The organism is Halochromatium salexigens, from assembly GCF_016653295.1.
Classification (GTDB): Bacteria; Pseudomonadota; Gammaproteobacteria; order Chromatiales; family Chromatiaceae; genus Lamprobacter; species Lamprobacter salexigens.
In genome coordinates this window covers 1-22,167 of the sequence record NZ_NHSF01000005.1, presented here as the reverse complement: position 1 = coordinate 22,167, position 22,167 = coordinate 1, and the positions used below count along the sequence as shown (strand labels likewise).

The 22,167-nt window shown below is 66.3% G+C and carries 18 protein-coding genes; 8 read left to right on the top strand and 10 right to left on the bottom strand.

Annotation, left to right across the window (positions count from 1 at the left end):
• The first annotated feature begins 34 nt into the window (after window positions 1-34).
• From CCR82_RS00210 to CCR82_RS00200, 3 genes are all read left to right on the top strand, one after another.
• Window positions 35-1,111, top strand: coding sequence for a hypothetical protein (locus tag CCR82_RS00210; protein ID WP_201243196.1), 1,077 nt, complete (start codon window positions 35-37; stop codon window positions 1,109-1,111).
• Window positions 1,108-2,202: an AAA family ATPase gene (locus tag CCR82_RS00205; protein ID WP_201243195.1), complete on the top strand. Its 1,095-nt coding sequence runs from the start codon at window positions 1,108-1,110 to the stop codon at window positions 2,200-2,202. Before CCR82_RS00210 ends, CCR82_RS00205 begins: the two co-directional genes overlap by 4 nt.
• Before the next feature lie 129 nt (window positions 2,203-2,331).
• Window positions 2,332-3,798, top strand: a complete 1,467-nt coding sequence (locus CCR82_RS00200) for a vWA domain-containing protein (RefSeq protein WP_201243194.1) — start codon at window positions 2,332-2,334, stop codon at window positions 3,796-3,798.
• A 77-nt stretch (window positions 3,799-3,875) separates the two neighbouring features.
• Here CCR82_RS00200 and CCR82_RS00195 read toward each other — a convergent pair whose 3' ends face one another.
• Complete coding sequence (locus tag CCR82_RS00195; RefSeq protein ID WP_201243193.1) at window positions 3,876-4,817, bottom strand: hypothetical protein; 942 nt, start codon at window positions 4,815-4,817, stop codon at window positions 3,876-3,878.
• Window positions 4,818-5,067: 250 nt separating this feature from the next.
• Between CCR82_RS00195 and CCR82_RS00190 the strand changes: the two genes are divergently transcribed.
• Window positions 5,068-5,835, top strand: a complete 768-nt coding sequence (locus tag CCR82_RS00190; protein WP_201243192.1) for a lytic transglycosylase domain-containing protein — start codon at window positions 5,068-5,070, stop codon at window positions 5,833-5,835.
• A gap of 1 nt (window position 5,836) precedes the next feature.
• Here CCR82_RS00190 and CCR82_RS00185 read toward each other — a convergent pair whose 3' ends face one another.
• Window positions 5,837-7,465, bottom strand: coding sequence for a NuoF family protein (locus CCR82_RS00185; protein WP_201243191.1), 1,629 nt, complete (start codon window positions 7,463-7,465; stop codon window positions 5,837-5,839).
• The gene (hoxE, locus tag CCR82_RS00180; protein ID WP_201243190.1) at window positions 7,462-7,956 is read right to left on the bottom strand and encodes a bidirectional hydrogenase complex protein HoxE; all 495 of its coding nucleotides are present in this window, start codon (window positions 7,954-7,956) and stop codon (window positions 7,462-7,464) included. Before hoxE ends, CCR82_RS00185 begins: the two co-directional genes overlap by 4 nt.
• Before the next feature lie 211 nt (window positions 7,957-8,167).
• On the opposite strand from hoxE, the gene pssA reads away from it, so the two are divergent.
• Window positions 8,168-8,965 carry a CDP-diacylglycerol--serine O-phosphatidyltransferase gene (pssA, locus tag CCR82_RS00175; protein ID WP_201243189.1) on the top strand — a complete coding sequence of 266 codons (798 nt, stop codon included), beginning with the start codon at window positions 8,168-8,170 and terminating at the stop codon, window positions 8,963-8,965.
• 155 nt (window positions 8,966-9,120) lie between these two features.
• On the opposite strand, the gene hemP is transcribed toward pssA, so the two are convergent.
• Window positions 9,121-9,303: a hemin uptake protein HemP gene (gene hemP / locus CCR82_RS00170; protein WP_201243188.1), complete on the bottom strand. Its 183-nt coding sequence runs from the start codon at window positions 9,301-9,303 to the stop codon at window positions 9,121-9,123.
• Window positions 9,304-9,481: 178 nt separating this feature from the next.
• Here hemP and tcuA point away from each other — a divergent pair, with 178 nt between their 5' ends.
• From tcuA to CCR82_RS00155, 3 genes are read left to right on the top strand one after another with little or no spacing between them, the layout of a single operon-like run.
• Window positions 9,482-10,852: an FAD-dependent tricarballylate dehydrogenase TcuA gene (gene tcuA / locus CCR82_RS00165; protein ID WP_201243187.1), complete on the top strand. Its 1,371-nt coding sequence runs from the start codon at window positions 9,482-9,484 to the stop codon at window positions 10,850-10,852.
• Entirely contained in the window at window positions 10,839-12,035 is a 1,197-nt protein-coding gene (gene tcuB / locus CCR82_RS00160) for a tricarballylate utilization 4Fe-4S protein TcuB (RefSeq protein ID WP_201243186.1), read from the top strand. Before tcuA ends, tcuB begins: the two co-directional genes overlap by 14 nt.
• The gene (locus CCR82_RS00155; RefSeq protein WP_242513125.1) at window positions 12,028-12,789 is read left to right on the top strand and encodes a cobalt-precorrin-6A reductase; all 762 of its coding nucleotides are present in this window, start codon (window positions 12,028-12,030) and stop codon (window positions 12,787-12,789) included. Before tcuB ends, CCR82_RS00155 begins: the two co-directional genes overlap by 8 nt.
• On the opposite strand, the gene cobJ is transcribed toward CCR82_RS00155, so the two are convergent.
• The 6 genes from cobJ to CCR82_RS00125 form a co-directional block, all read right to left on the bottom strand.
• The gene (gene cobJ / locus CCR82_RS00150; RefSeq protein ID WP_201243184.1) at window positions 12,786-13,589 is read right to left on the bottom strand and encodes a precorrin-3B C(17)-methyltransferase; all 804 of its coding nucleotides are present in this window, start codon (window positions 13,587-13,589) and stop codon (window positions 12,786-12,788) included. The two genes, CCR82_RS00155 and cobJ, sit on opposite strands and share 4 nt — an antisense overlap.
• Complete coding sequence (locus CCR82_RS00145; protein ID WP_201243183.1) at window positions 13,579-14,352, bottom strand: precorrin-2 C(20)-methyltransferase; 774 nt, start codon at window positions 14,350-14,352, stop codon at window positions 13,579-13,581. The genes cobJ and CCR82_RS00145 overlap by 11 nt, the downstream gene beginning before the upstream one ends.
• A gap of 92 nt (window positions 14,353-14,444) precedes the next feature.
• Window positions 14,445-17,759, bottom strand: a complete 3,315-nt coding sequence (locus tag CCR82_RS00140) for an EAL domain-containing protein (RefSeq protein ID WP_201243182.1) — start codon at window positions 17,757-17,759, stop codon at window positions 14,445-14,447.
• Window positions 17,756-20,545, bottom strand: a complete 2,790-nt coding sequence (locus tag CCR82_RS00135) for a diguanylate cyclase domain-containing protein (protein ID WP_201243181.1) — start codon at window positions 20,543-20,545, stop codon at window positions 17,756-17,758. The genes CCR82_RS00140 and CCR82_RS00135 overlap by 4 nt, the downstream gene beginning before the upstream one ends.
• Window positions 20,545-21,405: a PhnD/SsuA/transferrin family substrate-binding protein gene (locus tag CCR82_RS00130; protein ID WP_201243180.1), complete on the bottom strand. Its 861-nt coding sequence runs from the start codon at window positions 21,403-21,405 to the stop codon at window positions 20,545-20,547. The genes CCR82_RS00135 and CCR82_RS00130 overlap by 1 nt, the downstream gene beginning before the upstream one ends.
• Before the next feature lie 390 nt (window positions 21,406-21,795).
• The coding region (locus CCR82_RS00125; RefSeq protein ID WP_201243179.1) for a type II toxin-antitoxin system VapC family toxin at window positions 21,796-22,167 on the bottom strand (372 nt) is incomplete at its 5' end.

Sequence of the window (22,167 nt, the reverse complement as noted above, 5' to 3'; positions counted from 1 at the left end):
CCCTGTAATCTCCATCACGATCGAGCTGACTGTTATGGTTCGCGTCGCTTATACCCCTTCACCATCGACTTCGACCGTGCCCCAGGCCGAGTCTTTCGGGCTGGTCCCGCTCACCCATCATGCCATTCTCGGCCTGGTCGCTCCCTTCAGCCAACGTGGACACCAAGTCGATCTCACTGCCAGTGATCGCGCCCAACGTCGGCTGCGGTTTAAGCCGATCCAGCATCCCGATCTGCCGAGCGCCGGCGAGTCGATCACCGAGACCCTGATGCTCGATAACCCCGAGCCCGAGCATTTCCATCTTCGGCGCGTTCTCAGTGATGGCGCTGGGCTGAGTTCGACGCTGGAGATCGAGGGCACCGATCCCGGCGTGTTGCTGGAACAGGTCGAGGCCATTGAAGTGGGTCGCCAGATCGTTGCCGCCGAGGGCATCCATATCGCGCGCAGTTACCGGTTACAGCCGATCGCGGCCAGCGAGCAGTCATCCGCTCATTGGCGCTTACGGCTAGAGAAGGCCGAGGCCCAGGTCGAGGGCGTCTGCCTGAACCTGAACGCCAAGACCGGCCGTAAGATGCCGGCCGATGTCGAACTACGAGCCAAGAATGACCAACGCTTGCGCGTGCCGGCTGATCTATTCGCCGTCCTGGACTGGAAATGGCGCCCGATGCGGCCGCTGGGTCGGTTCTGGCGCGGCAGCGTGCGCATTGCCGCCGACGAGCCGGAGCGCACGCGCGATATCGAGGCCAAGCTGGCCGAGGCGGTACCGCATCTCGCCAAGACCTTGCGCAGCGATCCGGGGGAATTCCATGCGCGTTGGCAATCCGCACGCTGGCGGGTCACCTTCCAGCGCGCGATCCCGATGCTGATCGGCCTCAGCCTGCTTGGCACCGCGCCGCTGATCCAATTGCTCTCGCTCGAGAGCGCCTCCTTGGTGCGGATGTTCATCTTTCATGCCCCGCCGCTGCTGATGATCGGCATCTTCGCGATGCGCGAGCTGCCGGTGATCGAGATCCCGCCACTTCCGCGGCGACTGATCGGCCACGACTGGATCATCGATGACAGCAAAGGGCGCATGAGCAATCCATCCGTGCAGGGCGTCGAGGCCGGATGAATATCCCGCCGGTTTCCATCGCCGCCGCTAAACAGGCCCTGATCGAACAATACGCTGACCCGCTCCTGCGCCATCGCGCCTCGATGCTCTGGGGTACGCGCGGTGTCGGGAAGTCGTCGATCGTGCGTCAGGTCGCCGATCACTTCGGCGTGCCGTTGATCGATCTGCGCCTGACCACCATCGAGCCGGTCGACATCCGGGGGGCGATCTACGCCGATGACACCCAGGGCAAGACGGTCTGGTTCCCGCCCGAATTCCTGCCGACCGCCGATCAGCCCGAGGGCATCCTGTTCCTTGATGAGCTGACTGCGGCCGATCAGCGGCTGCAGATCTCCGCCTATTCGCTGATCCTCGACCGCCGCGTTGGCCATTATCGGCTGCCGGAGGGCTGGCAGGTGGTCGCGGCCGGCAACGCTAGCTTCCATGGCGCGGTCAGCCACGACATGGGCACCGCGCTCGCCGACCGGATGTTCCACTTCAACGTCCAGACCGTGATCGATGCCTTTCTCGGCCACGCGGTCGCGAGCGGCTTCGCGCCCGAGGTGATGGCCTACCTCAAGGTGCGGCCAGACAAGCTCGACGATACCCAGACCCAGCTCGCCAATGATCACCTGATCGGCGCTAGCCCGCGCGGTTGGGAAGACATCTCCAACGTCATCCGTTCCGGTCTCTCGGAGCAGGCCAAGCGGGTCTTCGTGCAGGGGCGCATCGGTGCGGCCAACGCCGCTGAGTTCTTCGGTGTGCTCAAAGAGATCAAAGCCGGGGTCGATGTGATCGCATTGCTCGAGGCCGAGCCCGGCGAAGCCACCGCCGCCTTGCTGCCGAGCAATCTGGATGCGCTCTACGGCATGATCTACGCGCTCTTGGCTGCGGCCAGTGATCGCGAGCGTATGGCGCGTGCGCTCGCGATCATCGAGCAGTTGCCGGATGCTCCGGCCCGCGAGCCGCTGCCGATCCGCGAGGCGCAGACTTTAGCGATGGAGCTGCTGTTGGAGAAGGCGTTGGCGAATGGCCTTGAAGGGGTGGTCCTCGATAGTGCCGCTTATCGGCGCTACAGCGAAGCGCGCGAGCAGGCTGGACTGAGTGGCTAGCGTGCTGCACGCGAAGACCGTACTCAAGCGAGACCGCAGCCCCTAACGTAGCAGTGTCGATCGAGCCCCGCTGGGTCGCCGCGCTAGGCCAACGTTGTCAACAAACCGTTCGAGATTCGATCGCCGCCGATGCAAGCCTCTCTTCATACTCACCGCGGCACTCGCGCGATCCAAAAGATGGTCGAATATGCCCCCTCGACCGGTGGCCTGGCGCTCTGGATTCGGCATCAGGATGTCGAGGTGCTGCCGGTTGGTGTTAGGCATGATCCTGGGACGTCCGCTGGCGCCGAGACGGGGGCACTGCTCAGCGCGGCCAACGATGGCCGCACCATCTTCTATATGCCCGCCTTTGAGGCGCTCAGCCTGCCGCTGCAGATCGGCCAGGTTGCACACCAGGTGCTGCATGTTGCGCTGCAGCACGTGCAGCGAGCGAGGGCGCTCGAGCGGCTGCTCGGTGAGATCGACCCGGCGTTGTTCAACCTCTGCGCCGATGCTATCGTCAACAGCACCCTTGGCCATCTCGCCTGGTTGGAGCTACCGAGCACGGCAATGACCTTGGAAGGCCTGCTCGCCAGCACCCTGAATCGCGACCAGCAGCGCCCGGCGGCCGCGCTGCTGGAATGGGATCTTGAGAGGCTCTACCGCGCCATCGATGACCGTCGCCCGCGCCTGCTCGCGGGCAGCGGCGATCAACCCCGCGCCAACCCCCGGCGAGATGGCAACAGCGGGCAGCAAAGTGGCCGCGCGGGTCGTGACAGCGTACAGGAGGCGCAAGGGTCGGCACAGCAGGCCATGCAGCGGCCAGTCCAGCAGAGCGCGCAGCCCGATGCCGACCGTAACGCTTCCCGCGAGGATGGTGCTCGCGCTAGCCGCGCGCGCTGGCTCGGCGCCGAGACGCCCCGCGACCTGCTCCCGGCCAACGATGAGCTACGCCCCGAGCAAGAAGCCGAACAGGCGCGCGAATGGCGCGAGCGGCTAATCCGCGCCCATGCTGGCGATGGCGCTCACTCGATGCTGCGCGAGCTGATCGCCGACCTGCCCAAGGTGCGCACGCCCTGGGAGCATCTGCTGCGCACGCTGCTCACACGTGGCCTGGCACGTACACCGGATCAATCCTGGTCACGTCCCGCGCGCTCCTACCTGGCCAACCAGGGCCGCACCCCAAGCGGTCGGCGGCTACCCTGGGAGCCGGGCCGCACCGCCTCGCGTGCGGTGCCGCGCTTGGTCGTCATGGTCGACCTCTCGGGATCGATCGATCCGCCGTTGCTCGAGCGTTTCGCCTGCGAAATCGAGGCCATCAGCCGCCGTCTCGAGGCCGGTCTCACCATCGTCGCCGGTGATGAGCGCGTCAGCGGTGTTGCCCAGTTCGAGCCAGGTTGCTCCAACCTGCGTGAGCTTGCCTTCGATGGCGGTGGCGGTACTGACTTCAGCCCGCTGCTGCGCGAGGCCGAGCGCCATGCCCCCGACATCGCCGTCTTTCTCACTGATCTTGACGGCCCCGCCGAGTACAAGCCCTGCTATCCGGTGATCTGGGCTGTGCCCGCGAGTAATGCGAATGCCCGCCACCCGTTTGGGCGCAAGTTGGTTCTGGAGTAGTGCGACTCGGCGTTGAGGCAACGCTGCTTCAACTCGCGGCAGAACGCCTGCGCCAGCAGGCCAGGCCGCTGGTGCGCTTAACCGGGTGAGCCGGACTGCTGTTCCCGGCGCAGCCGCGGCTCGATGAAGGCGCGTCGGAATTGATGGCAGGTATCGATGAGTTCGCGGCAACTCTTAGGCATCGGTGCGCGAGCGCGAACCATGTGGCTTACGAGGGCGGTGCTGGACTTTAGGATGCGATTGCCTTCTTGAGCTTCGTGGACCTCGGCCGCCGAGGGCGCCGGCGGCAGGTTGGGTTGGATATTGCGCAGGCCATCGCCAGCGACGACGAAGGCTGGCCAGACATCGAAGATGGCTGGATCGGTCCGCAGGATCTCGCATTTGCGCTTGGCGGACTCGCTCAGCTCGGCCAGCAGTGGCGCCAACCCGCTCACCTGGGTGCTGCCCTCGAACGTGGTGGTCAAGGTGGCGGTGATGCGATCGACATCGCGCATGGTCATCGCGATCTTGAGGTAGCGGCTCTCATAGAAGGCCGAGATCGGCTGGCTGAAGGCCTTGAATGGTTCACCCCAGAGTTCGTCGATGCCCTCGTCGCCGCCGCGATGGCGCACCATGTGGCCGAGATCCAGGGCTTCGAGCAGGTAGTCGCCGCATTCGCGCATGAGCGCGTCGTCGGGCTCGATCTCAACGCCGTCGGCCTGCAGTTCGACCAGTTTGGTGAAGATGGTCGCGGCGCGGTTAAACAGCGCACCGGCGAGCATCGCACCGTTGACCCGCTTGCGCTCTGGGTTGGTTTCGGCCTCATAGGCGGCGCGCGCTTCGGCGAGCCGGATGCCGGGGATGTTGATGCCGTGCTCAACGTGATTGAACAGGCGGCGGGTCAAGGCCTCGATCAAGGCTTTCTTAGCGGCTAAGGTTTCCGGCGGTGGCTCATAGTATTTGATCCAGTAACCGTCGTAATGGATGCGGCGCTGGCCCTGCACCTCGGCGATGGTTCCATTTGGGATCTTGTCGCTCATCGTGCGTATCGTGCGCTATGCGTCAGGGCCGGGCGTCTCGTTGGTCTGGCTAAGCGAGGATCGCTCGCCAAGGTTGTGACAACCCCCAAAGGCGATGCTCGGCGTTGCCGTGAGTGCTAGGGTCGTGCCATCACAGCCTGTATGATCGACGGTGAAGTATCGCAGCATCGCTGCCCTCGCTGCCAGTGCGCGATCGCCGGTCATAGGTGGCTGCTGATGCTATTTCTCATCATCCTTAGGGTATGCTGCAATGCGATGGTTTGTTACCAATCTGATGCTCATCGTTGTCATCGGCCTCGCCGCGAGCGTTGCCGTTGCCGGTCTCGCGCAGGCGAAGGCGGCCACCGACGATGGTTCGGCCGCGTCCCCTTTGCCGACGCCTCCCGCCGGGGCCGTGCCCAGTCGCGCGGCGCTCAAGGCCTTGGTGGAGCGCACGGCCAAACAGTACGGTGTTGAGGTTGATCTCGTCGATGCCGTGGTGATTGCGGAGTCTGGCTATGATCCCCATGCCGTGTCTCGAGTAGGTGCGGTCGGGTTGATGCAGGTCATGCCAGAGACGGCGGCCGACTATGGGGTCCACTCGATCGAGGCGCTGTTCGACCCGGAAATCAATGTCCGCACTGGCGTTAGGCATCTGAAACGGCTGCTCGGGCAATTCGGAATTGGTAAGGCGGTGATGGCCTATAACGCCGGCGAGGGCGCGTTGAGCCGTCATAATGGATTCATCACTTATCCGGAGACGCAACGCTATACCTACCGGGTGCTGACGACCTATCTGCGCAGAAAAGACATCGCCCCGCATTCGCAGGAAGCACGGGCAATGACGGGGATCAGCCTCACGCCAGCGATGGCTAAGGCGAGCGAACCGGCTCGCGGTTCGCGCCTGATCCAACCTCCTCGACTGCGCTTGCGGATTCGCCCAACCCTGTCCGATCGCGCCTTGGATCCTGGCTTGCATAGTAGTGGACCGAACAGCCAGCCTATGTTCAAGCTGCAACCGCCCAAACCGATCAACTGAGTCAACAGCCGGCGAGCTTGTCCTCGTACTCGGCGCGGAAGTAGCGCAGCGTGCTCATGACCGGATTCGGCGCGCTTTGGCCGAGTCCGCACAGGCTGGTCGCCTGCACCACATCGCACAGTTCCTCGAGCAGCGCCAGATCGCCCCGCGTGGCAGTGGACTTGGCGATCTTGTCCAGTAAGGCGTGCATCTGCTGGGTGCCGGTGCGACAGGGCACGCACTTACCGCAGGACTCGTCCATGCAGAACTCCATGAAGAAGCGCGCGACATCGACCATGTTCGAGGTCTCGTCCATGACGATCATGCCGCCCGAGCCCATCATGGTGCCGAGCGTCTTGAGGCTGTCGTAATCGACGCCGATGTCGAGATGCTCGGCCGGCACGCAGCCGCCCGAGGGACCACCGGTTTGTACCGCCTTGAACGCCTTGCCATCGGGGATGCCACCGCCGATCACCTCGATGATGTCGCGCAGGCGGGTGCCCATCGGCACCTCGATCAGCCCGGTATTCTCGATGGTGCCGGCGAGCGCGAAGACCTTGGTGCCCTTGGAGCGTTCGGTGCCGATGCCGGCGAACCAGTCGCCGCCCTCGTTGACGATGGGGGCGATGTTGGCATAGGTCTCGACGTTGTTGATCAGCGTGGGCCGCCCGAACAGGCCGGATTCGGCCGGATAAGGGGGGCGCGGGCGGGGCTGGCCGCGACCGCCTTCGATCGAGGCCATGAGCGCGGTCTCCTCGCCACAGACGAAGGCGCCGGCGCCGAGGCGGATCTCGACATCGAAATTGAACTGCGTCTCGCAGATATGATGGCCGAGGAAGCCCTGGCGCTTGGCCTTGCGGATCGCGTTCTTCAGGCGCTCGACCGCGAGCGGGTACTCGGCGCGCACATAGATGTAGCCCTTGTTGGCGCCGATCGCGTAGGCGGCGATGGCCATGCCTTCGAGCAGGCGATGCGGGTCCGATTCGAGGATCGCGCGGTCCATGAAGGCGCCTGGATCACCCTCGTCGGCGTTGCAGATGACGTACTTCTGCTCGTCCGGCATCTTCGCCACCGTCGACCATTTGAGGCCGGTTGGATAGCCGCCGCCGCCGCGACCACGCAGGCCGCTGGTGGTGATCTCGGCGATGACCTCGGCAGGGGTCATCTCGGAGAGCGCCTGCACCATGGCGCGATAGCCACCAACGGCGACATAGCCCTTGAAGCTATCGGGATCGATCACGCCGGCGTGTTCCAACACGATCTTGTGCTGGCGCGCGAAGAAGGGCAGGTCGCTCGGGCAGTGCAGCGCGGCGAGCCTCGCCTCGGCGGCCGCCGGGTCCTGGGTCGCCTCGATCAGGGCCTCGGCATGATCGGCACTCACCTCGCGGTAGATGTTGGAGGCGTTGAGGTCGGCATCGCGCTCACCGACGCTCACCAAAGGCCCGGCCGAGCACAGGCCCATGCAGCCGACACCCTTGACGCGGCAGTTGTCGGCGCCCTTGGCCTCGCGCGCCTCGTGCAGCGCATCCAATACCGGTTGCGCGCCGGTGGATTGGCAGCTCGCGGCCATGCACACGCGCACCTCTTGGGCCACATCAGCGGCCTCCTCGGTATAGCTGCGGGCTAGTTCGTCGAGTTCGTCGAGGTTCATTCGCGGGTCTCCTCCTCGATACGCTCGACCAATTTGTCGGTGCCGAGCTTGCCGATCACGTTGCCATCGATCACCACCGCCGGCGCGAGGCCACAAGCGCCCACGCAGCGCGCGGTCATCACCGACAGGGACTTGTCCTCGGTGGTCTCGCCGGGGTTGACGCCGAAACGCTGTTCGATGCCTTCGATCAAGGCTCCGGCCCCCTTGATGTAGCAGGCCGTGCCGGTACAGACCACGCAGGTATGCCGGCCCTGGGGCTTGAGCATGAACAGGTGGTAGAAGGTCGCGACCCCATAGACTTTGCTCAGCGGCAGGTCGAGCGAATCGGCGACGAAGGTCATGGCGTCGGTGTCGAGGAAGCCGAAGGCATCCTGCACACTGTGGAGGGCTTCGATCAGCGCATGCTCGGCATAGCCATTGCGCCGCATGGTGGCGTTGACCAGCTTCCAGCGCTTGTCGGTGCTGGGTAGGTCGGGTCGTTGTCTCTGCATGGTTGGCCCCTGTGTTGAGTGCCCGCGGATGGACCTCGGTCAGTCCGGCTTCAGTCCGGCTCGATCGCCGCGCGCCATTAGAACGCGTCTTGCTACTCAGCTCCAAGCGAAGAATTGCGACTGGCCCAGGCCCTTCAATTGTGCAAGGGCGGACGTCTATACTGGCCGTGAGCCCAACGCGACCGCTGGGCCTCTGCAAGTGCCGAACCTTATGGCTGATTCCGATTTCGATTCCGACCCGATTGATCCATCCACCCCGACGTCCCCCGCTGGCCGTCATCGCGGCATCTATCTGCTGCCCAATCTGTTCACGACCGCCGCCCTGTTCGCGGGATTCTACGCGGTCCTGTCGGCCAATGCAGGGCAGTTCGAGGCCGCCGCCCTGGGCATCTTCGCGGCCATGGTGCTCGATGGCTTCGATGGGCGCATCGCGCGCATCACGCACACGCAGAGCGATTTCGGCGCGGAGTATGACAGTCTCTCGGATATGGTCGCCTTCGGCGTGGCGCCGGCGCTGGTCGCCTATGAGTGGGCGCTGTCCGGGCTAGGCAAGCTCGGGTGGCTCGCCGCCTTCATCTATACGGCGGCGTCGGCGCTGCGGCTGGCCAGGTTCAACACCCAGGTCGGGATCGCCGACAAGCGCTGGTTCCAGGGCTTGCCGAGCCCGGCTGCGGCGGCGATCATCGCCGGTGCGGTCTGGATCGGGACGGATAATGGCATCAGCGGCGCGAGTGTCAGCCTGCTCATGGCGCTACTCACGGCCTGCGGCGGCTTGCTCATGGTGAGCAATTTCCGTTACCACAGCTTCAAGGTGCTGGACCTGCAGGGACGCGTGCCCTTCATGTTCGTCGTGCTGCTGATGCTCGGCTTCGCGTTGGTGGTCCTCGACCCACCGGTGTTGCTGTTTTTGATGGCGTTCAGCTACGCGATCTCCGGGCCCATCTTCACGCTGGTCCTGCGGCGGCAGCGCTTAAGCGAAGGGCGGCGTCGACGCGTCCGCTCGGGCTAGGCTGTCCTGCTCGTGGCTGCGGCTGCCGATAGCCGCAGGCTCGATGCCCGTGACCATGGTGGAGGCTGCTGGGTCTGACTGGACTGGGTCTAGCCTGGACTTGCCTGGCTGTGCCAGGGCAAGTCCGCCGCGAGCAGTGAGGCCTGCCTGAGTGGCTATTTGACGAGGATCAGTTTGTCATTGCGGGTCAGCAGCAGGGTGTAGCTGGCATCGCCGTGCTCGATCACCACTCGGCGGCTGCCTTGTAGCAGCTGATTGCTCTGCAGACGGCGTTCCGTCGCGGCGGCAGTGGCGCCGGATGTCTTCTCGGGAGACTGGGTATGCAGGCGTGGACTCATGTTCACCTCCGGTGGATGCGACGATGTTGGCGGCTTGCTGACAGCGGTACGGATGGACGCTTCAATCCCGATGCTAGCCGGCTTCGAAGGCTTTTGCAATACAAATGAGAGCGACTCTCATTAAAATAAACAATCGAAGCCCTGTTCTGGCGGATGTGACAAGCCACCAACCTCTCTAATGCGTTTGTCGTCGGTATGTTCAGCGATCCTGCAGCCCGATGTGCTGGTCATCGGTGGCGGCACGGCGGCACTCTGCGCCGCGCTCACCGCGCGCCGCGCGGGCGCCTCGGTGCTGCTGCTCGAGCGCGCGCCGGCTGGCGAGCGCGGTGGCAACAGCCGGCATTCGCGCAACTTCCGCTATGTGCACGAAGGACCGTCGCCGTTCTCGGCCGGTCCTTATCCCGAGGCCGAGTTCCGACGCGACCTAGCCAGGGTCGCCGGTAATGATCAGGACCCGGCCTTGTTGCGCGTGCTGATCGAGCGCTCGCGCGATCTTCCCGAGTGGCTCGCCGATCTCGGCGTCCCGTTGCAGCCAGTCGCCGGCGGTGGATTGCCGCGCTCGCGCAAGACCGCCTTCCTGCTCGGCGGGGGCAAGACCATGCTCAATGCCCTCTACGCAGCCGCTGCCCGGCTGGGCGTCGTGATTCGCTATGGGGCCAGTGTCGAGGCGCTCCGGGTCGATGGGCGGACTGTGCAAGCGGTCGATGTGTCGCTTCAGGGCTGCGAGCGGGGAGGCGAACAGGGCGTGAGCGCACAGGGCAGCGTGCATACAGTCAATCCGGGTGCCACTATCCTTTGCTCAGGCGGAGCCCAAGCCGATCGGCCGTGGCTGCGAACACACTGGGGCGCGAGCGCCGACGGCTTCATCAACCGTGGCACCCCGCATGCCACCAGCATCGTGCTCCGCAGCCTGCTGAGCCAGGGCATCGCGGCGGCGGGCGATCCCGCCGCCGCCTATCTGGTCGCGGTCGACGCCCGCTCACCGGCCGATGATGGCGGCATCGTCACCCGCGTGCGCTCGATGCACGCCGGCATGGTCGTCGACCGCGACGGCCAGCGCCGCTACGACGAAGGCGCGGAGACGGGCTCGACGCGCTACTCGGCGTGGGGGCAAAGGCTCGCCGGCTTCCCAGGGCAGATCGGCTATCTGATCCTGGATCAGCGCGGGCTGCAGCTCGAAGCGCCGTCGTTTTATCCGCCGATCAGCGCCCCTGACGTGGCCGAGCTGGCACAACGGCTCGGCATTCCCGGCGCGGCACTCACGCAGACGCTCAACGCGTACAATGCGACGGTGCGTCCGCTCGAGCCACCCTTGTTTGCCTATCCGATGCGCCCCGGGATCACCTTCACCTATCACGGCGTCGCGGTCGACGCGGTGCTGCGCGTGCGTCTCCGCGAGGGTGGAGCGCTCGACAATCTGTTCGCGGCCGGGATGCTGATGGCGCCGAACCTGCTCAGTCGCGGCTATCTCTCCGGTTTGGCGTTGATGATCGGGCTGGCGACCGGACGGGCGGCCGGGGAGGAGGCGGCGCGCGATGTCCTTGGCTGAGGTCGACCCAGCGCCCTGGTCCGCTCAGCGGTCTGCCGTCGAGCAGCCGCAGCGGACTGGCGAGGCCGAGACTCGACGCGCGCTGCACATCTGCAACGTCTGCGGTTATTGCAATGGTCTCTGCCCGGTGTTCGACGCCGCAAAACGCCGCCCGCTGCTCGCGGCCGGCGACCGGGATCAGCTCGCCAATCTCTGCCATCACTGCCGTAGCTGCCTCTATGCCTGCCAGTACGCGCCGCCGCATCCATTCGCGCTCAATCTGCCGCGCGCGCTGGCGCGCACCCGTGCCGAGAGCTACGCCAGGCACGCCTGGCCACAGCCCTTCGTGCGATCGTTCGCGCATCCGCACCGTGCAGCGCTGTTGGCCTCGCTGATCACGACCCTGGCGTTGCTGGCGCTGGTGCTGATCGAGGTGCCGGTGGCGCGACTGTGGGCGGTCCACCAAGGCCCGGGGGCCTTCTATCAGGTGCTGCCCTGGGGCTGGATGGTGCTGCTCGCCGGTCTCGCGCTGGGCTGGTCGCTGCTGGCGCTCGGCGTCGGGCTGCGCCGCTTCTGGCGGGCGAGCGCTGGCACGGCCGAGGCGGTTGCCGACGCCGCTTGGGATGATCGACTCCCAGCGCTTGCCACCGCGCTGCGCGAGGCGTTGTCGCTGCGCCATCTGCACGGGGGCGGTCCCGGCTGTGCCGATCTCGACGCGCGCCCGTCGCACTGGCGTCGGCGCTGGCACCATGCACTCTTGTATGGCGTCCTGCTCAGCGTTGCCGCCACCGTGACCGCGACGCTCTATCATCATCTGCTGGGTCGCCTGGCGCCGTATCCCCTCTGGAGTGCGCCGGTGTTGCTCGGCAGCCTGGGCGGGCTGTTCATGCTGGCCGGTGTGCTCGGCCTTGGATGGCTCGGCGCGCGCGCTGATCCGCAGCCGACCGCACCCGACAGCCAAAGCGCCACTCAGGCGCTGTTGTGGCTGCTTGGTGCGGTTGCGCTCAGCGGGCTGCTGCTGTTGCTCTGGCGCGAGACCGCAGCCATGGCGCTGCTGCTGATCCTGCACCTCGGGCTGGTGCTGGCGCTATTCCTGCTGCTGCCCTACAGCAAGCTGGTACATGGCCCCTATCGGTTGGCCGCACTCTGGCGCGATGCGCTGGAGCGCCAGCATTATCTGCACAGGCGCGACTCTGATGGCTGAGCGACAGACCCTTCTCATCCTTGGCGGCACCAGCGAGGGTTATGCGCTGGCCGAGGCCTTGAGCGCGCCAACCACCGCGCGCTGGCGCGTGATCAGCTCGCTCGCCGGTCGCACCAGCAGCCCACGGCTGGCGGCCGGAGAAACCCGCATCGGCGGCTTCGGCGGGGTCGCTGGACTGATCGACTATCTGCGTGAGCAACGCATCGCTGCCGTGATCGACGCCACGCATCCATTCGCCGCGACCATGGGCTGGCATGCGGCCGAGGCCTGCCAAGCGCTCGGCGTGCCGTTGCTGCGCCTGGAGCGCCCGGCCTGGCAGCCTGAACCGGGCGCTGGCTGGCATGCGGTCGATGATTGGGAGGCCGCGTGCGCGACGCTGCAGCAGCTCGGGGCGCGCCGCGTGCTGCTCGCGGTCGGGCGGCAGGATCTGCAGCCTTTCGTTGGCCTGCCGGCGGTCCACTTCCTGATCCGCTGCGTGAGCCCGCCACAGCCACTGCCCGCCTTCGCCCAGGCCGAGCTGCTGCTCGCCCGTGGTCCGTTCGACCTGGCCAGCGAGCGGGCATTGCTCGACGCACATCGCATCGACGCCATCGTCTGCAAGAACAGCGGCGGGGAGGCGACGGCGGCCAAGCTGGTGGCCGCGCGCGAGCGGGGGATTCCGGTGGTGATCAGGCAGCGCCCGCAACGCCCGGCGCTGTCGAGCCGCGCCGATGTCGATGGCGCTTTGAACTGGCTGGCGCGGCGGCTCGACTAACGCTCTTCGGGATACCAGCGCGGCGTATAGACCCACCGCCGGCCTTCGGTCGCGTCGATGACGCGGGTCTGCGACGAGCCGATGATCACCACCGTGCGCATATCGACCTGCGCGGGATCGATCTCGGCGAGGGTCGTGACAATGACTTGCTCGTCGGCGCGGCCGATCGAGCGGCCCAGGATCACCGCGGTTTCGGGCGCGCGCTGCTCGCGCAACAGCGCCAGCGCCTCGCTGAACTGGTGCGCTCGCGCGCGTGAACGCGGGTTGTAGAGCGCGATCACCAGATCGGCCTCGGCGGCGAGCTGCAAGCGGCGGGTGATCACCGACCAAGGCTTGAGGTTGTCCGACAGCGACAGGGTGCAGAAGTCGTGCCCAAGCGGCGCGCCGACGCGGGCGGCGGCGGCGTGCGCGGCCGAGATGCCGGGGATGATGTCCAGATCGACCTGTCGCCAAGCCGGGTCCTCGGCCTGCTCCAACGCCTCCATCACCGCCGTGGCCATGGCGAAGACGCCGGGATCACCGGAGGAGACCACGACCACGCGGCGCCCGGCGGCGGCGAGCTGGAAGGCCTGGCGGGCACGCTCGAGTTCGACCCGGTTGTCGGAGTCGTGCACGCGCTGATCGTCGCGAAACGGCCCCGCGAGCTGGAGATAGGTGCGGTAGCCGATGATCTCCTCGGCCTCGCTCAGCGCCGCGCGCGCGGCCGGGGCGAGCAGGGCCGGATCACCGGGGCCGAGCCCGATCACGCGCAGCCAGCCGCGCGGTTTGGCCTGTGTGCGGCTGTGCGGGTTAGTCTGCATCGCTGATCGATTCCCCCCGCCACCGCTCGCCCGGCACCAGGATCATCGAGAAATAGGGCACCCGCGCCGGATCGACCTCGGCCAGCGCGCGGATCTGCTCATCGGCCATGGTCGCGCGCTCGACATAGCGCGCGCGCTCAGCGAGCCCGAGCCGCAGGAGCACCCGGCGGACCTTCTCGAAGTTGCTGCCGAGTTTCATGATCGCCGCCGCCTGGGTCTCGGCCAGCAAGCGCTCCAGCTCCGCCTCCGGCAGGGTGCCGGCGAGCACCAGGAAGGTCTGGTCGCGATAGACCAGCGGCGTTTGCAGCACCGAGGCGCTGGCCACCACCGAGCAGACGCCCGGCACCACCTCGGTCTCGAAACGCTCGGCGAGGCGATCATGCAGGTACATGAAAGAGCCGTAGAACAGCGGATCGCCCTCGCACAGCGCGGCGACATCGCGCCCGGCGCCGAGCTGTTCGGCGACGCGCTCGGCGCAGGCATCGTAGAAGGCGCGCATGGTGGCCTCGTAGTCGAACGGCGGCGGCGGCGGGCGGCCGGTGACCGGATAGATCAGCGCCAGGCGTTGCTGATCGTCGCGCAGCCAGGACTCGACGCTGGTGAGCGCATTGCCGTGCTTGTGCGGGCCGGCATAATAGGCGATCACCTGCGATTCGCGCAGTCGCCGCAGCGCCTTGACGGTGATCAGCTCGGGGTCGCCCGGGCCGACCCCGAGCCCGAACAGGCGCCCTGGCTTGACCGTTGTGCAATGATAGTCGTACATCGTTGAGTGTTCGCTGTGGCACGGCGCGCCGGGCGAAGCAGCACCCGTCGCAAGGCCAAACGATCAAGCTTAACCGTTGCCCGTCGCTGGGGCTAGGGGCTGGGCATCCGGCTCGCGCACCAACGCGAGAGATCCTCGGCCGGCATCGGGCGGGCGATCGCATAGCCCTGGCCGAGCGTGCAGCCGAGTTGCAGCAGACGTTCGCTGTGGGCGGCGGTCTCCACGCCTTCGGCCAGGACCTGACGCCGAAACGCGGCGGCCAGACTGATGATGCCCTCGAGGATCGCCAGATCGTCCGGGTCATCGAGCATATCGCGCACGAAGCTCTGATCGATCTTGATGGTTTCGACCGGCAGGCGTTTCAGATAGCTCAGCGAGGAGTAGCCGGTGCCGAAGTCATCCAGCGCCAAGGACAGGCCCAACGCCTGCACGGCACGCAGGGTCTTGGTGACCGCGACGATATCCTCCAGGGCGCTGGTTTCCAGCACTTCCAATTCCAGATCGCTGGGGTGTGCCTGTGGATGACGGGCCAAGGCCGCGCGCAGTTTGGCGATGAAATCGGCCTGGGCCAGTTGCAGGGCATCGACATTGACGCTGACCGGCAGCACCAGACCGGCGGCACGCCAGGCGCTGACTTGCGCCAGCGCCGCCTCGATCACCCAATCGCCCAGCGCCACGATCAGCGGATCATTGGCGATGAGCGGCAAGAACGCGCCTGGGGGCAAGACGCCGCGCTCGGGGTGTTGCCAGCGGATCAGCGCCTCGGCGCCGATCACCCTGCCGTGGCGCATATCCACCTTGGGCTGGTAGTAGAGGACGAATTCTTGCCGTGCGAGCGCGTGGCGAATGCCTTCACGGCCTTCATGGTGCTCGCGCAATTGGCGGTCATAGGCCTCATCGAAGAGATGATAACGATTCTTACCGGTGAGCTTGGCCTGATACATCGCCTGATCGGCCTGGCGCAGCAATTGATCGGCATCCACCGGCTCGGCCTGCGGATACAGGCTCGCCCCCAGACTGGCCGAGACCCGTAACCGCAGCCCCTGCTCCTGATGGGGTTCGGCGGCGGCCCGCAGCACGTCTTGCAACAAGGGCAAGCTGGCCTCGAAGGGCGGCACATCGGTGAACACGACGGCAAACTCATCACCGCCCAGCCGCGCCAGGGTGTCGCCCGCGCGCAGGACGTGGGCCAGTCTCTTCGCCACACCGACCAGCAACCGATCACCTGCCGCATGGCCATGGGTCTCATTGATGGCCTTGAAGCCATCCAGATCCAGATAGGCCACGACCATGCGCCCGCCACGGCGGCTGGTCTGCGCCATCGCTTGGCGGAGACGATCGACCAGCAACACCCGGTTGGGCAAGCCGGTGAGGCTGTCGTAGTGGGCGATCTGCTCCAACTGCTGCTGGTGCTGTTCGAGCATGCGGATCTTGTTGAGGGCCAGTTCCGTGAGTCCGGCGGCGGAGGTGATGAACCCCAATTGGTGTTCATCCGGCGCCGGCTGGGGAGTCAACCAGTTGAACACCAGCAGGTGGTAGCCATCCTCGCGCACGTTGAACGGATACCAGCACAGGGTGCTGATGCGCATCCGCTCATGCAGGAGGCGCGCCGAGCCATCCTGGCTCAGCGCCGGGTGGATGGCATCGGCCTGGCTGACCAACCAGGTGCGCGCCTGGCGCATGTAGGTGACCCCATCCCTGAAGGTCGCCAGCGGGTAGCGGCCGATGGAGGAAGACACGTCGGGTTGGGCGGGATTGAGCCACTCATGCAGCCCGATGATCAGTTGCTGCTCGAAATCGATGTCGTAGACCAGCGCCCGGTCCGCCGCCAGGGCCTCGCCGAGGTGGTGGCAGGTGGTGGCGAGGATCGACGCCGCGCTGTCCTCGGCGGCGATGGTCTGGGCGATCGCGTCGATCGCCTGACGGTGCTTCTTCTGTGCGTGGATATCCTCGAACAGGGTGACGGCACCGGCGAAGTCGCCGTTTTGCAGCAGCGGTCGGGCGACCACCAAGGTCTCGAAGCAGTCTCCATCGGCGCGCCGGAAGACGGTTTCCTGGCGATACTCCTGCCCGGCAAGCATCGCCTCGGCGATCGGACAGGGCGGGGCGCTCGGCCCGCTGGTGTCCTGGTCCTCGTGGTGGTGAAACAGCGCATGCGGCGACTGGCCGGCGAGTTGCGCCTCGCTGTAGCCGAGCAGCTCCTGGGCATAGGGGTTCACGGTGACGATCCGATGCTCGGCATTGGTCAGGTACAGTCCCTGACCCAGGGTGTCGGCGATCACCTTGAGGCGATGCCGTTCGCCGAGCTTTTCATCCAACGCGCGCAGCAAGTAAAACAGCACCACCGCCACCGCCAGCAATGCCAACCAGGCGCCGATGACACGCACCAGCAGCGCCCGATCCAGCGCGGATAAGCCCGGCTCGGCGACATAGGCGAGCAGCACGCCGACCTCGGCCCCACTGGGGTCGTGTACCGGCAGCGCGAGCAGTGCGTACGGGTGGTCTTCGGCGCGCAGTCGAAACGCCTGGGGCTGGCCTTGCTGGAGCCGTTCGATGAGCGCCGGGTGCTCACCGAGGCGCGCGACCAGTGGCTCGAGCGCCGCCGGCAGCGGTGGCGGTGCATCCGCCCGCCGGCGGTGTGGATCCTCGATCAGGAACGCCGCCGAGGCCGGCCAGGGGGCGTACAGACCTTGCTGGGCATCGAAGAGGGTGTCGCGCTGGCGTTGCGCATGGAGCAGCAACTGGAACGCATGCCGTGGCATCAGCGCCCGCAGCTCTTCGAGCAGGGCCTTGAACGGCAGGCTGAACTCCACGCTGCCCAAATGCCGGCCCTGATCATCGATGATCGGAAACACGCTGCGGTAACCGGACATCGTCCGTCCGCCTTCGAACCCGAACACCGGCTCGAGGTCGGTATTGGCGCGGCGGATCGAGGCGCGCACCGCCAGCAGGTTGTCGCCAAAACGCGCCGGCTGATGAAAGCGCAGCAAGCTGTCGCCATTGGGCCGATGGAAGTGGAAATGGTGCAGACCGCGCTCGACCATGCGCGCATAGGCCGGGCTCAGATGCCGGAACAACTGCAGGCGTGCGGCATCGATCTGGTCGGGATCTTGCGCCGCCCGCAGCAAGGCCAGGGTGCGCGGCTGCGCGACATATTCCTCGAAATAGGTCGCCACCGTATGGCGCTGCAAGTCCTGTGTCGCCTGCCAACTGATCGCCAGCATCGACAGATTGCGCTCCAACAGCGCCTGCACCGACCTCTCATGCTCGATCCAAAACACCCCCAGCGCCATGAGCGCGGCGAGCAACCAGGCCGAGGCCAGCGCCCAGCCCCAGCGCCGTCGCCGACGGACCGCTAGAGGTCGAGCACGCCTGTTCAAACCTTGGCCGGCGAGGCCTGCTTTCACGCGGATCCCTCGAACAGGCACCAGGCATTGCGTCCCTTGAGCTTGGCCTGGTACATGGCCTGATCGGCCTGATGTAGGAGTTGCTCGGCATCCCGCGCGAGCGGTTGTGGATAGAAGGTCAGCCCAATGCTACCACCCACTCGCACCCGTGCCTCGCCCAGCGTGACCTCGCTCGAGAGCGCCGCGAGCAGGCGCTCGACCAGCACCCGCGCATCGGCCTCGTCGGCCAGATCGCAGAGCAGGGCGACGAACTCATCACCCCCCAAGCGCGCGAGTGTATCCATGCCGCGCAGACACTCGCGCATGCGCCGCGCCAGGGTGACCAGCAACTGATCGCCTGCCGCATGACCGTATTGGTCATTGACCGGTTTGAACCGATCGAGGTCGATGAACGCCAGCGCAAGCCGGTCACCACTGCGCTGTGAGCGCGCCATCGCCTGCTCCAGCCGGTCGGTCAGCAAGACCCGGTTGGGCAGGCCGGTGAGGGCATCATAATGCGCGCTGCGCTGCAATCGGTGTTGGACTGCTTTCTGTGCGCTGATGTCGGCCAGCACCACGATCCCGGCGCTGATGCGATCCTCATCATCCTTGATCGGCGCCGCCGACAGGCTGACCCAGCGCTGGCGCCCGTCCACGCCGACCAGGATGACCTCTTCACCGGTCACGGTCTCACCCTCGGTCATGGCGCGCGTCAGCGGGCGCTCTTGCAGCGCCATGGGCTGACCATCCGGTCGTAAGACCTGCCAGTCGGCATCGTGATTGGACAACGCGAGGGGGCTTGCATCCGCGAGGCGCGCGGGCGCGATCGCCAGCAGCTCGAGGGCGGGACGATTGGCGAAACGAATCCGGCTCTCCGGGGCCTCGGCGATCAGGATCCCCGAGGGAGAACTCTCCAACGCCGCCTGCAGCAGACGGGTCGTTTGCCTGACGGCGAGTTCGGCGCGCTTGCGCGCGGTGATATCGAGATGGGTGCCGACGATCCACTCGGGCTCACCGTCCAGGGTCCGGGTGAGGAGGCGCCCCCGGTCCAGCACGCAGATCCACTCACCCGAGCGATGGCGTATGCGCACCTCGGCCTCGTAGTGATCGCGCTCGCCGGCGAAGTGGCGTGCGAACGCCGCCTCGGATTCGGCCAAATCCTCGGGGTGGGCGACACGGCGCCAGGTCTCGATCGAGACCGGCTCCAGTTCCTCCAGGCGGTAGCCGATCATCTCGGCCCAACGTTCATTGAGGTGCGTCTCGCCGGTCTGCAGGTTCCATTCCCAAGTGCCCACGCCCGTGCCCCAGATGATATTGGCCAGTCGCTGGCGACTCTCGACCAGCGCGCGCTCGGCCTGTTTGCGCTCGCCGATGTCCTCGAACAGGGTCACCGCGCCGACATAGTCGCCTTTGCGCAGCAGCGGTCGGCTGACGACGAGTACATCGAACAGCTGCCCATCGGCGCGCCGAAAGCGGGTCTCGGCGCGATACTCGCGGCCCGCGCGCACGGTGGTTAGGATCGGACAGCTCGCCTCCGCCGTGAAGGCGTTCTCCTGGTGGTAATGAAACAGATCGTGGGCGTGGGCACCGAGCAAGATCGACTCGGGATAGCCCAGCAGGGCGCGGCCATGGGGATTGATGCGGATGATCCGCGCCTTGGCATCGGTCAGATACAGGCCCTGGCCCAGGGTCTCGGTGATGACTTGCAGCCGATTGCGCTCGCTGAGCCGTTGACCCAGCGCCTGCAGCAGCCAGAGCAGGATGAGCGAGAGCAGCGCCAGCACCACCCCGACCAGGATCAGGCGCCCCTGAAAGGCCTGATCCAGCGCGGTCAGCCCGGGCTCCTCGACATAGGCGAGCAGCAGACCGATCTGTTCATCGGCCGGATCGATGATCGGCGTCTGCAGCACGGCATAGTCCCGCCCTGCGGCCCGCAAGCGGAAGGCCTGCTCGGTGCCTTGGTGCAGGCGCGCGAGCAGCGCGGGCTGTTGCCCCAGGGCCTCGATCACCTGCGTGATGGAGTCTGGCAGCGGCGCGGGTGAATCCGATCGCAGGCGATGCGGGTCCTCGACCAGGAATCGATCCGAGGCCGGCCAGGCCTCGTAGAGACCTTGCTGCTCCTCGAACAGGATCGCGCGCTGGCGTTGCGCGAGCAGCAGCAGTTGAAAGGCGTGCTGGGGCATCAGCGCCTGCAGCTCATCGAGCAAGACCTTGAACGGCAGGCTGAGTTCGACACTGCCAAGATGGCGGCCCCGCGCGTCGATGATCGGAAACAGGCTCCGATAACCCGAGACCACGCGCCCGACCTCGAAGCCGAACACGGGCTCGAGGTCGGTATTGGCCCGCCGGATCGAGGCGCGCACGGCGAGCAGATTGTCACCGAAGCGAGCCGGATGATGGAAGCGCAGAAAACTGTCGCCATTGGGCCGATGGAAGTGGAACTGACGCACGCCACGCTCGACCAGGCGTTCGTAGGCGGGGCTCAGGTGTCGCAACAGGTGCAGTCGGGCGCGGTCGGTTTGCGCCGGATCTCGGGCGGCCCGCAGCAATGCGAGGGTGCGCGGATCATCTTGGACATATTCCTGAAAATAGGTCTCGACGCTGTTGCGTTGCAGCAGTTGGGTCGCCTGCCAACTGACCGAGAGGAGCAGCAGGTTGCGCTCGAGCAGGGTCTGCTCGGCGCGATTGCGATCGGTGGCCAGCAAGGCATAGGAGAGCAGGGCGAGCGGCACCACCACACCGATCATCAACGCCAGCGCCAGGAGGCGGCGCCGGGCCACCTCCAATGGCTGCAGCCCGAGCGGCATCAGGGCTCGACCTGATCGAGCCAGTCGGCGGTCAATGCGCGCATCGCCTCGATGCGCGCGAACAGACGGCACTCGAAGGGCGCGAAGCCATGCTGGCCGTTCTGCAGCATGGCGCGTTGATCCTCGGGCAAGGCCAGCAGCGCGGCCTGTAACCGCTCGCGTTCCTCGGCGCCCAGACGCGCGGGGCTGGCGGCCAGCACGAAGCCAGGGACCGGCTGCGAGGCCGCCAGCACCCGCAAGCCGAGTCCGTGGAAATCGCGCGCCACCCTGTCCTTGACGCCGCCGAGCATGAACGACTCCCGCAGCACGGCCAGCGCCACCTCACCATGCCCGCCTTCATAGGCCGCCTGCACGGCGGTCGGCTCGATGCCGTGCTCGGCCAGCAGCCAGAAGCTGGCGGCCGGCCCGCAGGTCGATTCCCGGCGCGTCAGCGCCAGCGTCAGTGGCTGCTCGAGGCCGGCGATCTGGAACAGCGCCCGCAGGCCATCGACCGGGGCCACCAGCACACAGCGATAATCGGTGCGCCCATCCGCCTCCCGGAAGGTCGCCACCGCCCGCAGGTCAGGCATCCGCTCGCGCGCCAGCAGGAACGGCAGGGGGCCAAGTTCGACGAGATCGACGTCACCGTCTGTGAGGGCGTCGAGCAGGGCGGCATGATCGGGGTAGAGCCGCATCTCGAGCGGGCGCTGCAGCAGCCGCGCCAGCAACTCGACCAGCGGCTGATTGCGCGCCTGCGTCAGCGAGGCGTTTTCCAGCGGCAGTGGCGCATAGATCAGCGCCTGCGCGGGTTCGGTCGCCGAGCCGGGCGTTGGTGAGAAGAGGACACACAGCGCTGCGGCCGCTCCGACAAGCTGTGCCAACGATCCGCAAAGCGCTTGTGAAACCATCCAAGCTGACGCTCGCTGCCGGTGAAGAAGGCCCGTAATGCTACTGATTTTTGGTCCCAAAATCCATGACCAGGGCAAGTGAAGCTACGAGGATTTTGGGGTGACTTCTTGCTGATGCCGTGTTCCGGGATGACGCTCAATACCGGTAGCGAACACCGAGATATCCAAAGGGACCGGGGTTGGAGCCGATGTTGCCCCGGGGTCCAGGCCTGCGGCGCAGATGCCGAGGCTTGTGCACCGTCGCCTGCTTGGATAGCTACCCCCGTGCGCACCCGCCGCACCCTGCACTGGTGGGTCAGCATCGAACCCGAGGTAGACTGAATTGAGCACGCTGCCGTCGCCAAGCAGCCGCATTACGGCGCGCTAGTACCAGTCTTCGACCCGCAACTTGCTGATTCGGCCGAATTCCCGAGTATTGCGGGTGACGAGGATGGCGTTGCGTGCCATCGCCGTACCGGCGATCAGCAGATCGTAAGGGCCGATGGGCCTGCCCTCTTTCTCCAGGCTCACCCGGATACGGGCGGCGGCTTCGGCTTCCCCTGCGCCAAAGGGCAAGACCTGCGTGGCCTCGGCCAGCGCCTTCAGTTGCTCACGGCGCTTGCGGGGTGAGGTGGACTTGGCTATGCCCACCTTCAACTCGTAGAGCACGATGGCGGGGATGCCGATGTCGCCAGGCGTGTGGGTCAGCAGGGTGCCTGCCACGCGCCCCTGCCCCTTGAAGAAGTAGATCAGGGT

Excerpts from the sequence above, each read along its gene's own strand:
- cobJ (WP_201243184.1), bottom strand. The coding sequence starts at position 13,589 with ATGCAGACTAACCCGCACAGCCGCACACAGGCCAAACCGCGCGGCTGG.
- CCR82_RS00185 (WP_201243191.1), bottom strand. The coding sequence starts at position 7,465 with ATGAACCTCGACGAACTCGACGAACTAGCCCGCAGCTATACCGAGGAG.
- tcuA (WP_201243187.1), top strand. The coding sequence starts at position 9,482 with ATGCGTTTGTCGTCGGTATGTTCAGCGATCCTGCAGCCCGATGTGCTG.
- CCR82_RS00210 (WP_201243196.1), top strand. The coding sequence starts at position 35 with ATGGTTCGCGTCGCTTATACCCCTTCACCATCGACTTCGACCGTGCCC.
- CCR82_RS00145 (WP_201243183.1), bottom strand. The coding sequence starts at position 14,352 with ATGTACGACTATCATTGCACAACGGTCAAGCCAGGGCGCCTGTTCGGG.
- pssA (WP_201243189.1), top strand. The coding sequence starts at position 8,168 with ATGGCTGATTCCGATTTCGATTCCGACCCGATTGATCCATCCACCCCG.
- CCR82_RS00200 (WP_201243194.1), top strand. The coding sequence starts at position 2,332 with ATGCAAGCCTCTCTTCATACTCACCGCGGCACTCGCGCGATCCAAAAG.
- CCR82_RS00135 (WP_201243181.1), bottom strand. The coding sequence starts at position 20,545 with ATGCCGCTCGGGCTGCAGCCATTGGAGGTGGCCCGGCGCCGCCTCCTG.
- CCR82_RS00190 (WP_201243192.1), top strand. The coding sequence starts at position 5,068 with ATGCGATGGTTTGTTACCAATCTGATGCTCATCGTTGTCATCGGCCTC.
- CCR82_RS00155 (WP_242513125.1), top strand. The coding sequence starts at position 12,028 with ATGGCTGAGCGACAGACCCTTCTCATCCTTGGCGGCACCAGCGAGGGT.
- CCR82_RS00205 (WP_201243195.1), top strand. The coding sequence starts at position 1,108 with ATGAATATCCCGCCGGTTTCCATCGCCGCCGCTAAACAGGCCCTGATC.
- hemP (WP_201243188.1), bottom strand. The coding sequence starts at position 9,303 with ATGAGTCCACGCCTGCATACCCAGTCTCCCGAGAAGACATCCGGCGCC.
- tcuB (WP_201243186.1), top strand. The coding sequence starts at position 10,839 with ATGTCCTTGGCTGAGGTCGACCCAGCGCCCTGGTCCGCTCAGCGGTCT.
- CCR82_RS00195 (WP_201243193.1), bottom strand. The coding sequence starts at position 4,817 with ATGAGCGACAAGATCCCAAATGGAACCATCGCCGAGGTGCAGGGCCAG.
- hoxE (WP_201243190.1), bottom strand. The coding sequence starts at position 7,956 with ATGCAGAGACAACGACCCGACCTACCCAGCACCGACAAGCGCTGGAAG.